Below are 13,291 nucleotides of genomic sequence, written 5' to 3'. Positions count from 1 at the left end.
TGTAATTTGAGAACGAATTTATACCGTTTCACATTGAAAATACTACATTTTTTTCAGCGTGAAATGGACCGAAGATAAAACGTTCAACAGGGGGGATTCCCCATCTGATAACTCACTATTTTCGTCTATATCTGCGTCTTTTGTCTCCCAAAAACCAGGAGTCTGCTCTTATTAAAGCCTTAGGTTAATGTTTTTGCTATTTTTTTACCGCATGAATAAAGCATTACATCAGCATAGTACGATTTTATTTATGTGATTCAGTGAGAAGCAGAAAAACGGGTTGGGAAAATTGAGGGGAGGAATGATAGAGAACAAATGATACAGCGAAGGAGGAGGGATTTAATGACGATGACGCTAGCTGATAAACCGCATTAAGCTTCGCGCCACAGAGCTGGCGGGGAAAGACTAAAAACTCATATTGCTGAACAGGGCGATGATTTTGTTGATCAATTTCATGTTGGTATCTCTTTTTTTATCTGAGTTCATTATGTGACATACATCACATAAAAAAGAGTCTACGCCTCATTTTTTAACCAATCAATATTTTTATGATCTAAATCACGAAATAATAAAACTGCTATTTATTTACATATTTCCTGTAACCAAGCCATAAAAAAAGCCAGCCTGGAAACCAGACTGGCCTTTGTGCTTTTCAAGCCGGTGTTACATCGCTTTTTTGGTCAACTCGATAACGCGCAGTTTCGCGATCGCTTTGGCCAGTTCCGCAGATGCCTGAGCGTAATCCACGTCACCATGAGAGCTCTTGATATGCTCTTCAGCCTTACGCTTCGCTTCCAGGGCTCTCGCTTCATCGAGATCCTGTCCGCGAATCGCGGTATCAGCCAGTACGGTCACACTGCCAGGCTGCACTTCAAGAATGCCGCCGGACAGATAGATAAACTCTTCATGACCGAACTGTTTAACGATGCGGATCATACCAGGCTTAATGGCGGTGAGCAGCGGGGCGTGACCCGGGAAAATACCCAGTTCACCTTCACTACCCGTTACCTGGATTTTCTCGACCAGACCAGAGAACATTTGTTGCTCTGCGCTGACGACGTCCAGGTGGTAAGTCATTGCCATATCACCCTCCGATTAAGGCGTTAAAGTTTTTTGGCTTTTTCCACGGCTTCGTCGATAGAACCAACCATGTAGAACGCCTGCTCTGGCAGGTGGTCGTATTCGCCTTCCATGATGCCTTTAAAGCCACGGATGGTGTCTTTCAGGGAAACGTATTTACCCGGAGAACCGGTGAATACTTCCGCAACGAAGAACGGCTGGGACAGGAAGCGCTGGATCTTACGCGCACGTGCTACCACCAGTTTATCTTCTTCAGACAGTTCATCCATACCCAGGATGGCGATGATGTCTTTCAGTTCCTGATAACGCTGCAGCAGGGACTGTACGCCACGCGCTGTGTCGTAGTGTTCCTGACCAACAACCAGCGGATCCAACTGACGGCTGGTGGAGTCCAGCGGGTCAACTGCCGGGTAGATACCCAGAGAAGCGATCTGACGGCTCAGTACCACGGTTGCATCCAAGTGAGCAAAGGTGGTTGCTGGGGACGGGTCAGTCAAGTCATCCGCAGGTACGTATACCGCCTGAACGGAGGTGATAGAACCGGTTTTGGTAGAGGTGATACGTTCCTGAAGAACACCCATCTCTTCCGCCAGGGTCGGCTGGTAGCCTACCGCTGATGGCATACGACCCAGCAGTGCAGATACTTCTGTACCGGCCAGGGTGTAACGGTAGATGTTATCAACGAACAGCAGAACGTCACGACCTTCGTCACGGAACTTCTCAGCCATGGTCAGACCGGTCAGTGCAACGCGCAGACGGTTTCCCGGCGGCTCGTTCATCTGGCCATATACCAGGGACACTTTGTCCAGTACGTTGGAGTCGGTCATTTCGTGGTAGAAGTCGTTACCCTCACGAGTACGTTCACCTACGCCCGCAAACACGGAGTAACCGGAGTGTTCGATCGCGATGTTACGGATCAGCTCCATCATGTTTACGGTTTTACCTACACCCGCACCACCGAACAGACCGACTTTACCGCCCTTAGCGAACGGACACATCAGGTCGATAACTTTGATGCCGGTTTCCAGCAGTTCCTGAGAGCTGGACAGCTCTTCGTAGGAAGGTGCTGCGCGGTGGATAGCCCAACGCTCTTCTTCACCGATATCGCCTTTCATGTCGATCGGGTGACCCAGGACGTTCATGATACGACCCAGGGTTGCTTTACCTACCGGGACTTCGATCGGGTGTTCGAGGTCTTTAACTTCCAGACCACGACGCAGACCGTCGGAAGAACCCATGGCGATGGTACGTACGATACCGCCGCCGAGCTGCTGCTGAACTTCCAGCACCAGGCTCTCTTTACCATTCATAACCTCAAGAGCATCGTACACGCGCGGTACGGCATCCTGAGGGAATTCGACGTCAACCACGGCGCCGATTACCTGGACAATTTTTCCAGTAGCCATCTTGAATCCTCTACGAATTAACCTGGTTATACCGCGGATGCACCACCGACGATTTCGGTGAGTTCCTGAGTAATGCTGGCCTGACGAGCTTTGTTGTATACCAACTGCAGCTCTTTAATCAGGCTGCCGCCATTGTCGGTCGCGGCTTTCATCGCCACCATACGTGCGGCCTGCTCGCTGGCCAGGTTTTCTACCACGCCCTGATAAACCTGAGACTCGACATAACGACGCAGCAAGGTATCCAGCAGCGCTTTCGGGTCTGGCTCATACAGGTAATCCCAAGATTTACGCTTCAATTCATCATCATCTGATGCCGGCAGAGGCAGCAGTTGAGTGATGGTTGGCGTCTGAGACATGGTGTTAATAAATTTGTTGCTGACAACGTACAGTTTGTCCAGACGACCTTCATCGTAGGCCTGCAGCATCACTTTAACCGGACCGATCAGTTCGGACAGGGAAGGGTTATCCCCCATGCCGGTTACCTGAGCGATCACGTTTCCGCCAACGGAGTTAAAGAAAGACACGCCCTTAGAGCCAATCATTGCGATATCGCACTGAACGCCTTTATCGGACCATGTTTTCATATCCGCCAGCAGCTTTTTGAACAGGTTAATGTTCAAGCCACCGCACAGACCACGGTCGGTCGACACCACCAGGTAGCCCACGCGTTTAACGTCGCGTTCTTCCAGGTAAGGGTGCTTATATTCCAGATTACCATTCGCAAGGTGACCAATCACTTTGCGCATGGTCTCTGCATAAGGACGGCTGGCCGCCATGCGATCCTGCGATTTACGCATTTTGGAAGCGGCGACCATCTCCATCGCTTTAGTGATCTTCTGCGTGTTCTGGACGCTTGCGATCTTACTACGTATCTCTTTTGCGCCGGCCATGAGCTTCTCCTCAATGCCTTGCGGTCCGCCCTAAAGCAGACCGCCAGACGTTACCAGGACTGGGTTGCCTTGAAGGAATCGAGGATAGCTTTCAGCTTGCCTTCGATTTCATCGTTATAGCCACCGGACTGGTTGATCTCTTGCATCAGCGGAGCGTGGTCACGGTCAACGTAAGCCAGCAGAGCGGCTTCGAAGCTACCGATTTTCGCCAGTTCCACATCTTCGAGGTAACCGCGTTCAGCCGCAAACAGCACCACACCCTGCTGTGCAACAGACATTGGCGCATACTGTTTCTGCTTCAGCAGTTCAGTTACTTTCTGACCATGGCTCAGCTGCTTACGAGTAGCTTCATCCAGGTCGGAAGCGAACTGAGAAAACGCTGCCAGTTCACGATACTGTGCCAGAGCGGTACGAATACCACCGGACAGTTTCTTGATGATCTTGGTCTGCGCTGCACCACCAACACGAGATACGGAGATACCCGGGTTAACTGCCGGACGAATACCGGAGTTAAACAGGTTAGTTTCCAGGAAGATCTGACCATCGGTAATGGAAATTACGTTGGTCGGAACGAACGCAGAAACGTCACCCGCCTGGGTTTCGATAATCGGCAGAGCGGTCAGGGAGCCGGTTTTACCTTTAACTTCACCATTGGTGAACTTCTCAACGTATTCCGCGTTTACGCGGGATGCGCGTTCCAGCAGACGGGAGTGGAGGTAAAATACGTCGCCCGGGAATGCTTCACGTCCTGGCGGACGACGCAGCAGCAGGGAAACCTGACGGTAAGCAACGGCCTGTTTAGACAGGTCATCGTAAACGATCAGTGCATCTTCACCGCGGTCACGGAAGTATTCGCCCATTGCGCAACCGGCATATGGTGCCAGGTATTGCAGTGCAGCAGATTCAGACGCGGTCGCCACAACAACGATGGTGTTGGACAGTGCGCCGTGTTCTTCCAGTTTACGAACCACGTTGGAAATGGTGGACGCTTTCTGGCCGATAGCCACGTACACACATTTGATGCCGGAATCACGCTGGTTGATGATGGCATCGATTGCCATCGCAGTTTTACCTGTCTGACGGTCACCGATGATCAGCTCACGCTGGCCACGACCGATTGGGATCATGGCATCAACAGATTTATAACCGGTCTGTACTGGCTGGTCGACGGACTGACGTTCGATTACGCCTGGTGCGATAACTTCGATTGGCGAGAAGCCATCGTTATCAACCGGACCTTTACCGTCAATCGGGGAACCCAGAGTGTTCACCACACGACCCAGCAGGCCACGGCCAACCGGAACTTCCAGAATACGACCCGTACACTTAACCTTCATGCCTTCGGCGAGGTCAGCGTATGGACCCATCACAACTGCACCTACGGAGTCGCGCTCCAGGTTCAGTGCGATAGCGTAACGGTTACCCGGCAGGGAAATCATCTCACCCTGCATACAATCGGCCAGGCCGTGAATGCGGATAACACCGTCACTTACAGAAACAATAGTACCTTCGTTGTGAGCTTCGCTCACAACATTGAACTGAGCAATGCGCTGCTTGATCAGTTCGCTGATTTCGGTGGAATTCAGTTGCATGCTCCAGTCCCCTTAAGACTGCAAGACGTCTGCAAGGCGCTCAAGACGGCCGCGTACGCTGCCATCAATGACCATATCACCCGCTCGGATGATTACGCCTGCCATTACAGACTTATCGATTTTGCAATTCAGCTTAACTTTGCGTGACAGACGTTTTTCCATCGCAGCACTAATCTTCGTAAGCTGTTCATCACTCAGTGCATTGGCAGAAGTGACTTCTACCTCAGAGATAGCCTCACTGGCTGCACGCAGGTGAATAAACTGCTCAAGAACATCCGGGAGCGCATTCAGACGGTTATTTTCAGCCATAACCCTAATCAGGTTTTGGCCGCTTTCGTCCAGCTGCTCACCGCACACGGCGATAAACGACTCAGCGAGCGTTTCCGGCGCCAGCGCGCCAGAGAGAAGCTCTGCCATTTGTTCGTTTTTTGTCACCTCAGCGGCGAACGTCAACATATCCTGCCAACGGTCAATGCTTTGGTGCTCAACGGCAAAGTCAAAAGCTGCTTTGGCGTAGGGGCGAGCTACCGTAATAAATTCAGACATCAGCCCCTCCCTCCTTACAGTTCAGCGACAAGTTTGTCCACGATGTCGCTATTAGCAGCTTCATCCACGGAACGTTCGATGATCTTCTCGGCGCCAGCAACAGCCAGGATAGCAACTTGCTTACGCAGCTCTTCGCGAGCACGTTTACGCTCGGCGTCAATTTCCGCCTGCGCCTGTGCCACGATTTTAGTACGTTCCTGCTCTGCTTCAGTTTTAGCTTCGTCCAGGATCTGAGCACGGCGTTTGTTCGCCTGCTCGATGATTACCTGAGCTTCCGCCTTCGCTTTTTTCAGCTGGTCGGTCGCGCTGGCCTTTGCAAGGTCAAGATCCTTATGTGCTCGTTCTGCAGAAGCAAGGCCGTCAGCAATTTCTTTTTGACGTTTTTCGATGGCAGCCATTAATGGCGGCCATACGTACTTCATGCAGAACAGAACGAACAGGACAAACGCGATGGCCTGGCCGAGGATTGTTGCGTTAAGATTCACAGCACAATGCCTCTATCTAGTTAACGTTCTGATATTGCTCTTAATTCAAGCAACGCTTACTACGCGACAGCAAACATCACGTACAGACCCAGACCTACAGCGATCATTGGGATTGCATCCACCAGACCCATAACGATAAAGAACTGAGTACGCAGCAGAGGAATCAGATCCGGTTGACGCGCTGCGCCTTCCAGGAATTTACCCCCGAGGATGCCGATACCGATCGCAGCACCGATTGCCGCCAGACCCATCATCACAGCGGCAGCAATGTACAGCAGATCCATATTCAGGTTTTCCATGACAGTCTCCAGTTTGTTTCAGTTAAAACGTAGTAGTGTTGGTAAATTAATGCTCTTCAGATGCCATCGACAGATAGACAATCGTCAGAACCATAAATATGAAGGCTTGCAGCGTGATAATCAGTATGTGGAAAATGGCCCAAGGCACATTCAGGATCCACTGTGACCACCACGGCAACAGACCAGCAATCAGAATGAAAATCAGCTCACCGGCATACATGTTGCCGAACAGTCGCAGACCAAGAGAGATTGGTTTGGACAGCAGGCTTACCCCTTCAAGGATTAAGTTGACAGGGATGAACGCCCAGTGATTGAACGGCTGCAGCGTCAACTCTTTCGCGAAGCCACCGATGCCTTTCATTTTGATGCTGTAGAACAGAATGAGGATAAATACGCCCAGCGCCATCGACAGGGTGATGTTCACGTCAGCAGACGGAACCACACGCAGAGCCGGTAGGCCAAAGATATGCTCACCGATGTACGGCAGCAGGTCGATAGGCAGCAAATCCATCAAGTTCATCAGGAATACCCAGACGAAAATCGTCAAGGCCAGCGGAGCAATCAGCTTGCTTTTGCCATGGTACATGTCTTTCACGCTACCATGCACAAAGCCGATTACCAGCTCAATCGCGGTCTGAAATTTACCTGGTACGCCGCTGGTCGCCTTTTTGGCTACGCTACGGAACATAAGCAGGAACAACAGACCCAGAACCACCGAGAAGAAAATGGAGTCAATATTGAGCGTCCAGAAGGTGGCTGGGGGGTTGTGCGGATCCACCAGCGAGAATGTACGTAGGTCCAACTGAAGGTTATTCAGATGGTGTCCTATGTAATCCTGCGGCGTCATATTTTCTGAAGCCATGATGCCTTTACCCTTTGTTGTTAATTACAGCCGGCGCCAGTATCTGAACCACCAGCACCAAAACCCACGTAACGATCAGCGGCATGAATACCGCTTTCAAAACAGCCAACGCCACCACCAACAACACCAGCATCGCTAATACCTTGAAGGCTTCGCCGAAAGCGAACGACCAGGCTACTCGGCCCTTCGCTGGTGTATGTACCTGGTGACGCCAGGCAAATATCATAAACAACACATTAGGCAGTAACACTGCCAATCCTCCACACAACGCGGAGATGCCCCAGAAAGGGTCTTTGAGGCTAAACAGCAATCCACTTGCTATTACAACCAGAAGCTGTGTGAGCAAAAGCTTACGAGCAACGTTTCGACTCAAGAGCGACATAGACATCACGTTTTTACTCCTGCTCCCTTCGAGGTATGCCGCGTGTCGTATAAAACGTTCTTTATGGCTTAGAGTCAAGCATCAAAAAGCGGACAAATTATACGGTGCGCCTTCGTGATTTCAAACAATAAGTAGCTAAAAAGTGAATAAATGTTTAAATATTTTTCGCTGCCCCACATTTATTACTTTTAGGCAAACTGTGAACGATCATGCAAAACTGCAAATGCCGCGAAAACACTGGCGTCAAAGCGTGCACCAGATCACATATTGAACATATTCACCTTCGCATAATTTATTTACGTGGCAATTGATGCCTTTTCATCTTTTTGATATTTAAGCGTAAAAATAGCCACTATTTCAAAAACAACGCCTAACAACAAAAAAACCGCTCATTGACATTTATAATAAAAAATTAACACGAACGGTGATTCTTACGTTCTATTTTTAGCAGACTGATATTTTCACAGCTGACTTGTTTCGCTTTTAACAAAAAACGGTACGTTATAGTTATGATGCAAAACCGTAAGGCACTAGTGAAATGTAACGACATTTAACCACACTATTACCTATGACTTTTAACACCTGAAAAGCCGTTTTTTCTCTATTTTTTTTGATAAAAATTAAATTTTGTTTGGCTTAATAACCACCAAATGACGTTCACCATCCAACTGCGGAACGCGTAATTTTTCGACGGACTCAACGCTGAATTCTGCTGGCAGCGAATCAATTTCATCTGCAGGCAACTGCCCTTTTAGCGCATAAAAACGCCCATTCTGGCCCGGCAAATGATGACACCAGCTCACCATATCATTGAGTGAAGCGAAAGCACGGCTAATCACCCCATCAAACGGCGGTTCTGAAGGAAATTCTTCAACACGGCTTTGCACTGGAGTGATGTTAGTAAGCGCAAGCTCATGCTGCACCTGACGCAAGAAACGAACACGTTTTCCCAGGCTATCGAGCAGTGTGAAATGCGCTTCAGGGCGCACGATAGAGAGCGGAATTCCCGGCAGGCCCGGTCCCGTACCTACATCGATAAAACGCTCACCCTTCAGATACGGTGCAACGACAATGCTGTCCAGAATATGGCGTACCAGCATTTCGTTGGGATCCCGCACCGACGTCAGGTTGTACGCTTTGTTCCATTTGTGCAGCATATCGACATACGCAATCAGCTGATTTTTCTGGTGATCGGTAAGAGAAATACCGGCATCAGCCAGCAGACGAGAGAGTTTGTTGAGCACGGTCGTTACCTGTTAATAATCAAATGCCCGATGCGCTTTCGCTTATCGGGCCTACAAATTTGTACGGCGGGCAAGCGAAGCGCCCCCGCCAAAATAGTGTTATCAAGCGCTGCGGCGCAGCATACCTTGTTTTTTCAGCCATACCAGCAGAATGGAGATGGCGGCAGGCGTTATGCCGGAAATACGCGATGCCTGACCGATCGAAACGGGTTTGTGATCGTTCAGCTTAGCGATAACTTCATTCGACAAGCCAGAGACCTGACGATAATCCAGCGTTGCAGGCAACAGGGTGTTTTCATTGCGCTGTTGTCTTTCAATTTCTTCCAGCTGACGGGCAATATACCCTTCGTATTTCACCTGAATCTCAACCTGTTCTGCGGCCTGAGCATCATCAAGCGCGGGTGCGAACGCAGATAAAGAGGTCAACTGAGCATAGGTCATATCCGGGCGACGCAGCAGATCTTCACCGCTCGCTTCACGGGACAGAGGTGTAGCCAGGTGAGCATTCACTTCTGCTGCGGACTCCGCTAACGGATTCACCCAGGTTGATTTAAGACGTTGGCGTTCCTGTTCGATACGCTCCAGTTTCTCGTTGAAGCGAGCCCAGCGCTCATCGTCCACCAGACCCAGTTCACGACCAATTTCGGTCAGACGCAGGTCGGCGTTATCTTCACGCAGCATCAAACGATATTCAGCGCGAGATGTGAACATACGGTACGGTTCTTTGGTACCCAGCGTACACAGGTCGTCCACCAGCACGCCAAGATAAGCCTGATCGCGACGCGGTGCCCAACCCTCTTTTTCGGCAGACAAGCGTGCGGCGTTCAGACCTGCCAACATGCCTTGTGCAGCGGCTTCTTCATAACCGGTTGTACCGTTAATCTGGCCCGCAAAGAACAGACCCTGGATGAATTTGCTTTCCAGAGTAGGTTTCAGGTCACGCGGATCGAAGAAATCATACTCAATCGCGTAGCCTGGGCGGACGATTCTGGCATTTTCCATCCCCTGCATGGAGCGGACAATTTGCATCTGCACATCGAACGGCAGGCTGGTGGAGATGCCATTCGGGTAAATTTCGTTAGAGGTCAGTCCTTCCGGTTCGAGGAAGATCTGATGCTGGTTACGATCGGCAAAGCGCATCACTTTGTCTTCGATCGACGGGCAGTAACGTGGGCCGATACCTTCGATCACGCCAGCGTACATTGGGCTACGATCGAGGTTATTGCGGATCACGTCATGGGTTTTCTCATTGGTATGCGTGATGTAACACGGCATCTGGCGTGGATGCTGAGAAGCATCGCCCAGGAATGAGAAGACCGGCATCGGGTTATCGCTGTTTTGCTGGCCGAGCACGCTGAAATCAATCGTGCGCGCATCGATACGCGGCGGTGTACCGGTTTTCAGGCGGCTGACGCGCAGCGGCAGTTCACGCAGACGGCGTGACAGCGGAATAGACGGCGGATCGCCAGCGCGGCCGCCGCTGTAGTTGTCCAGACCAATATGAATTTTGCCGTCGAGGAAAGTCCCCACGGTTAATACGACCGCTTTAGCACGGAACTTCAGTCCCATTTGGGTTACTGCACCCACAACGCGATCGTTTTCAACAATCAGATCTTCAACCGCCTGCTGGAAGATCATCAGGTTAGGTTGATTCTCCAGCGCAGTGCGTACCGCCTGACGATAGAGCACACGATCGGCCTGAGCTCGGGTAGCGCGAACGGCTGGCCCTTTGCTTGCGTTTAGTATCCTAAACTGAATGCCGGCATGGTCGATCGCTTTTGCCATCAATCCACCAAGCGCATCCACTTCTTTTACCAGGTGTCCCTTCCCAATACCGCCAATCGCCGGGTTGCAGCTCATCTGCCCCAGAGTGTCGATATTGTGTGTCAAAAGCAGAGTCTGTTGACCCATTCGCGCCGCGGCCATTGCGGCCTCGGTGCCTGCATGACCCCCGCCAATGATGATGACGTCAAAAGGATCCTGATAAAACATGGTAATTGCCTCGCATAACGCGGTGTGAAAATGGATTGAAGCCCGGGCCGTGGATTCTACTCAACTTTAGTCGATGGAGAAAGACCTGGGATCCTGGGTATTAAAAAGAAGATCTTTTTATTTAGAGATCTGTTTTATTGTGATCTCTTATTAGGATCGCACCTTTCTGTGGATAAGGACGATCCTTTAAGTAAGATCAACAGGTTGCTGAGGATCATTAGCTGTGAATGATCGGTGATCCTGGTCCGTATAAGCTGGGATCAGAATGAAGGGTTATACACAACTCAAAAACTGAACAACGGTTGTTCTTGGGATAACTACCGGTTGATCCAAGCTTTTAACCAGAGTTATCCACATAAAAAAGTACGATCTTTACAAATCTCTGAGCAACGGATGCCACGATCCCAGCCAAATTTCAGCCGGATCTTCCGGAATTTCATGTTCCAGTACGTTGATCCTGAGTGTTTCGCCGATCTGTTTTGCCCCACAGGCCTTCAATTCGGCTTCCAGCTTGTCGATTGCGCCGCAAAAGGTGTCATATTCACGACTGCCGATCCCGATTGCACCAAAGCGCACTTGTGACAGGTCCGGCTTTTGCTCGCGTAACGCATCATATAAAGGCTGCAGGTTGTCAGGAATATCTCCCGCACCGTGCGTGGAGCTGATAATCAGCCAGATCCCGTCAGTCGGAACCTCTTCAAGCATTGGCCCATGCAGTATTTCGCTGGAAAAACCCGCGTCGTCCAGCTTTTCAGCCAGATGCTCTGCTACATATTCCGCACTGCCAAGCGTACTACCGCTGATAAGAGTGATGTCTGCCATGATCGCCCACCTTTATAAAGAGGGCGTATTGTACGCTGTGAGCGAGCTGGGATCTACCTGTGGAAAACCAGGGTATTAAAAAAAGCGATCACGGCTTGATGGTACGCATGATCGGGTTTTGCAGGACGATCAGCGTTTCCGTGGACTGAATTTCGTCAATTGTTTGGATCTTGTTGATAAGTACCTGCTGCAATGCGTCGATCGACTTGCACATCACCTTAATAAAGATGCTGTAGTGCCCGGTGGTGTAATATGCTTCGGTCACTTCATCGAGGCTTTCCAGTCTGGCCAGCGCTGACGGATAGTCTTTCGCACTTTTCAGGATGATGCCGATAAAGCAGCCGACGTCATAACCCAATTGTTTGGGACTGACATCAATCCGCGCGCCGGTAATGATCCCCGCCTGCTTCATCTTTTCTACGCGAACGTGAATTGTTCCTGGGCTGACGCCGAACTGTTTGGCTAATTCTGCGTAGGCGGTACGAGCATTTTCCATTAAGGCGTCAAGAATGCCGCGGTCCAGATTGTCGATCTGATAATTTTCCATAGGTTTTTCTTATGTAGATTAATGATTCCCTCTATTTTAGACGTAATTTTTAACGAATCAAAATCGAAGTCGGCTTTTTGTTTGTTGATTATTGAATATTACCTCCATTCTGTTGCTTAATCATAGGCAAAAGGACACAGGAGTACACATAATGAAAACCGCTTACATTGCCAAACAACGTCAAATTAGCTTCGTAAAATCTCATTTTTCTCGCCAGCTGGAAGAGCTTTTAGGCCTGATCGAAGTTCAGGCGCCGATCCTCAGCCGCGTTGGAGATGGTACGCAGGATAACTTGTCGGGCTGTGAAAAAGCGGTGCAGGTGAAGGTTAAAGCATTGCCAGACGCTCAATTCGAAGTGGTTCATTCACTGGCGAAGTGGAAGCGTCAAACGTTAGGACAACACGACTTTAGCGCAGGCGAGGGGCTGTACACGCACATGAAAGCCCTGCGTCCCGATGAAGATCGCCTCTCCCCGCTGCACTCAGTGTACGTTGACCAGTGGGACTGGGAGCGCGTGATGGGTGACGGTGAGCGTCAATTCTCCACTCTGAAAAGCACGGTAGAGGCTATCTGGGCGGGAATTAAGGCCACCGAAGCTGCGGTTAGCAAAGAGTTTGGTCTGGCACCGTTCCTGCCAGAGCAGATCCACTTTGTTCATAGCCAGGAGCTGTTATCTCGTTATCCGGATCTTGATGCAAAAGGTCGTGAACGTGCGATCGCTAAAGAGCTGGGTGCGGTATTCCTGGTGGGGATCGGCGGTAAGCTCAGTGACGGTCACCGTCATGACGTACGTGCGCCCGATTATGATGATTGGAGTTCAGCGTCCGAGCTGGGTCATGCCGGTCTGAACGGTGATATTCTGGTCTGGAACCCGGTTCTGGAAGATGCGTTTGAGCTGTCTTCTATGGGGATTCGTGTGGATGCTGACGCCCTGAAACACCAGCTGTCTCTGACCGGTGATGAAGATCGCCTGAGTCTGGAGTGGCACCAGGCGCTGCTGCGCGGTGAAATGCCGCAGACAATTGGTGGCGGCATTGGGCAGTCGCGTCTGACCATGCTGTTGCTGCAATTACCTCACATTGGTCAGGTTCAGTGTGGCGTATGGCCAGCCCAGGTACGTGAAAGCGTCGCATCTCTGCTGTAA

14 protein-coding genes are annotated in these 13,291 nt (G+C 50.4%); 1 reads left to right on the top strand and 13 read right to left on the bottom strand.

Features of this window, described 5'->3' with window-relative positions; genetic code table 11:
* Positions 1 to 663: 663 nt before the first annotated feature.
* The 13 genes from GHC22_RS23395 to asnC all read right to left on the bottom strand — a co-directional run bounded on the left by GHC22_RS23395 (position 664) and on the right by asnC (position 12,147).
* Entirely contained in the window at positions 664 to 1,083 is a 420-nt protein-coding gene (locus GHC22_RS23395) for a F0F1 ATP synthase subunit epsilon (RefSeq protein ID WP_003023809.1), read from the bottom strand.
* Between the two features lie 20 nt (positions 1,084 to 1,103).
* Entirely contained in the window at positions 1,104 to 2,486 is a 1,383-nt protein-coding gene (atpD, locus tag GHC22_RS23390; protein WP_003023806.1) for a F0F1 ATP synthase subunit beta, read from the bottom strand.
* 26 nt (positions 2,487 to 2,512) lie between these two features.
* On the bottom strand, positions 2,513 to 3,376 hold the full coding sequence (gene atpG / locus GHC22_RS23385) for a F0F1 ATP synthase subunit gamma (RefSeq protein ID WP_006687765.1): 864 nt from the start codon (positions 3,374 to 3,376) through the stop codon (positions 2,513 to 2,515).
* Positions 3,377 to 3,426: 50 nt separating this feature from the next.
* Complete coding sequence (atpA, locus tag GHC22_RS23380; protein WP_003023802.1) at positions 3,427 to 4,968, bottom strand: F0F1 ATP synthase subunit alpha; 1,542 nt, start codon at positions 4,966 to 4,968, stop codon at positions 3,427 to 3,429.
* A gap of 12 nt (positions 4,969 to 4,980) precedes the next feature.
* Positions 4,981 to 5,514 carry a F0F1 ATP synthase subunit delta gene (gene atpH / locus GHC22_RS23375; protein WP_003827024.1) on the bottom strand — a complete coding sequence of 178 codons (534 nt, stop codon included), beginning with the start codon at positions 5,512 to 5,514 and terminating at the stop codon, positions 4,981 to 4,983.
* 14 nt (positions 5,515 to 5,528) lie between these two features.
* Positions 5,529 to 5,999 carry a F0F1 ATP synthase subunit B gene (atpF, locus tag GHC22_RS23370; RefSeq protein WP_003827022.1) on the bottom strand — a complete coding sequence of 157 codons (471 nt, stop codon included), beginning with the start codon at positions 5,997 to 5,999 and terminating at the stop codon, positions 5,529 to 5,531.
* A 59-nt stretch (positions 6,000 to 6,058) separates the two neighbouring features.
* Positions 6,059 to 6,298, bottom strand: a complete 240-nt coding sequence (atpE, locus tag GHC22_RS23365) for a F0F1 ATP synthase subunit C (RefSeq protein ID WP_003023794.1) — start codon at positions 6,296 to 6,298, stop codon at positions 6,059 to 6,061.
* A gap of 46 nt (positions 6,299 to 6,344) precedes the next feature.
* Complete coding sequence (gene atpB / locus GHC22_RS23360) at positions 6,345 to 7,160, bottom strand: F0F1 ATP synthase subunit A (RefSeq protein ID WP_003023792.1); 816 nt, start codon at positions 7,158 to 7,160, stop codon at positions 6,345 to 6,347.
* Between the two features lie 7 nt (positions 7,161 to 7,167).
* Complete coding sequence (gene atpI, locus GHC22_RS23355; RefSeq protein ID WP_003827019.1) at positions 7,168 to 7,548, bottom strand: F0F1 ATP synthase subunit I; 381 nt, start codon at positions 7,546 to 7,548, stop codon at positions 7,168 to 7,170.
* A 614-nt stretch (positions 7,549 to 8,162) separates the two neighbouring features.
* Positions 8,163 to 8,786: a 16S rRNA (guanine(527)-N(7))-methyltransferase RsmG gene (rsmG, locus tag GHC22_RS23350; RefSeq protein WP_003827017.1), complete on the bottom strand. Its 624-nt coding sequence runs from the start codon at positions 8,784 to 8,786 to the stop codon at positions 8,163 to 8,165.
* 102 nt (positions 8,787 to 8,888) lie between these two features.
* Positions 8,889 to 10,778: a tRNA uridine-5-carboxymethylaminomethyl(34) synthesis enzyme MnmG gene (gene mnmG / locus GHC22_RS23345; protein ID WP_003827014.1), complete on the bottom strand. Its 1,890-nt coding sequence runs from the start codon at positions 10,776 to 10,778 to the stop codon at positions 8,889 to 8,891.
* A 372-nt stretch (positions 10,779 to 11,150) separates the two neighbouring features.
* Positions 11,151 to 11,600 (bottom strand): FMN-binding protein MioC, encoded by a 450-nt coding sequence (mioC, locus tag GHC22_RS23340; protein WP_003827013.1) that lies wholly within the window; start codon positions 11,598 to 11,600, stop codon positions 11,151 to 11,153.
* A gap of 88 nt (positions 11,601 to 11,688) precedes the next feature.
* Positions 11,689 to 12,147 carry a transcriptional regulator AsnC gene (gene asnC / locus GHC22_RS23335; protein WP_003023780.1) on the bottom strand — a complete coding sequence of 153 codons (459 nt, stop codon included), beginning with the start codon at positions 12,145 to 12,147 and terminating at the stop codon, positions 11,689 to 11,691.
* Positions 12,148 to 12,298: 151 nt separating this feature from the next.
* Here asnC and asnA point away from each other — a divergent pair, with 151 nt between their 5' ends.
* Entirely contained in the window at positions 12,299 to 13,291 is a 993-nt protein-coding gene (gene asnA, locus GHC22_RS23330; RefSeq protein WP_153753941.1) for an aspartate--ammonia ligase, read from the top strand.

It is taken from the genome of Citrobacter sp. H12-3-2 (assembly GCF_009649895.1).
Lineage (GTDB): Bacteria > Pseudomonadota > Gammaproteobacteria > Enterobacterales > Enterobacteriaceae > Citrobacter > Citrobacter portucalensis.
The sequence above is the reverse complement of the archived record's forward strand: the minus strand, read 5'-3'. Positions and strand labels throughout refer to the sequence as shown.

What these genes read in the sequence shown, in the direction of transcription:
- atpG (WP_006687765.1), bottom strand. Translation starts at nt 3,376, where the DNA reads ATGGCCGGCGCAAAAGAGATACGTAGTAAGATCGCAAGCGTCCAGAAC.
- mnmG (WP_003827014.1), bottom strand. Translation starts at nt 10,778, where the DNA reads ATGTTTTATCAGGATCCTTTTGACGTCATCATCATTGGCGGGGGTCAT.
- atpH (WP_003827024.1), bottom strand. Translation starts at nt 5,514, where the DNA reads ATGTCTGAATTTATTACGGTAGCTCGCCCCTACGCCAAAGCAGCTTTT.
- atpI (WP_003827019.1), bottom strand. Translation starts at nt 7,548, where the DNA reads ATGTCTATGTCGCTCTTGAGTCGAAACGTTGCTCGTAAGCTTTTGCTC.
- mioC (WP_003827013.1), bottom strand. Translation starts at nt 11,600, where the DNA reads ATGGCAGACATCACTCTTATCAGCGGTAGTACGCTTGGCAGTGCGGAA.
- atpE (WP_003023794.1), bottom strand. Translation starts at nt 6,298, where the DNA reads ATGGAAAACCTGAATATGGATCTGCTGTACATTGCTGCCGCTGTGATG.
- asnC (WP_003023780.1), bottom strand. Translation starts at nt 12,147, where the DNA reads ATGGAAAATTATCAGATCGACAATCTGGACCGCGGCATTCTTGACGCC.
- asnA (WP_153753941.1), top strand. Translation starts at nt 12,299, where the DNA reads ATGAAAACCGCTTACATTGCCAAACAACGTCAAATTAGCTTCGTAAAA.
- atpB (WP_003023792.1), bottom strand. Translation starts at nt 7,160, where the DNA reads ATGGCTTCAGAAAATATGACGCCGCAGGATTACATAGGACACCATCTG.
- atpD (WP_003023806.1), bottom strand. Translation starts at nt 2,486, where the DNA reads ATGGCTACTGGAAAAATTGTCCAGGTAATCGGCGCCGTGGTTGACGTC.
- GHC22_RS23395 (WP_003023809.1), bottom strand. Translation starts at nt 1,083, where the DNA reads ATGGCAATGACTTACCACCTGGACGTCGTCAGCGCAGAGCAACAAATG.
- atpA (WP_003023802.1), bottom strand. Translation starts at nt 4,968, where the DNA reads ATGCAACTGAATTCCACCGAAATCAGCGAACTGATCAAGCAGCGCATT.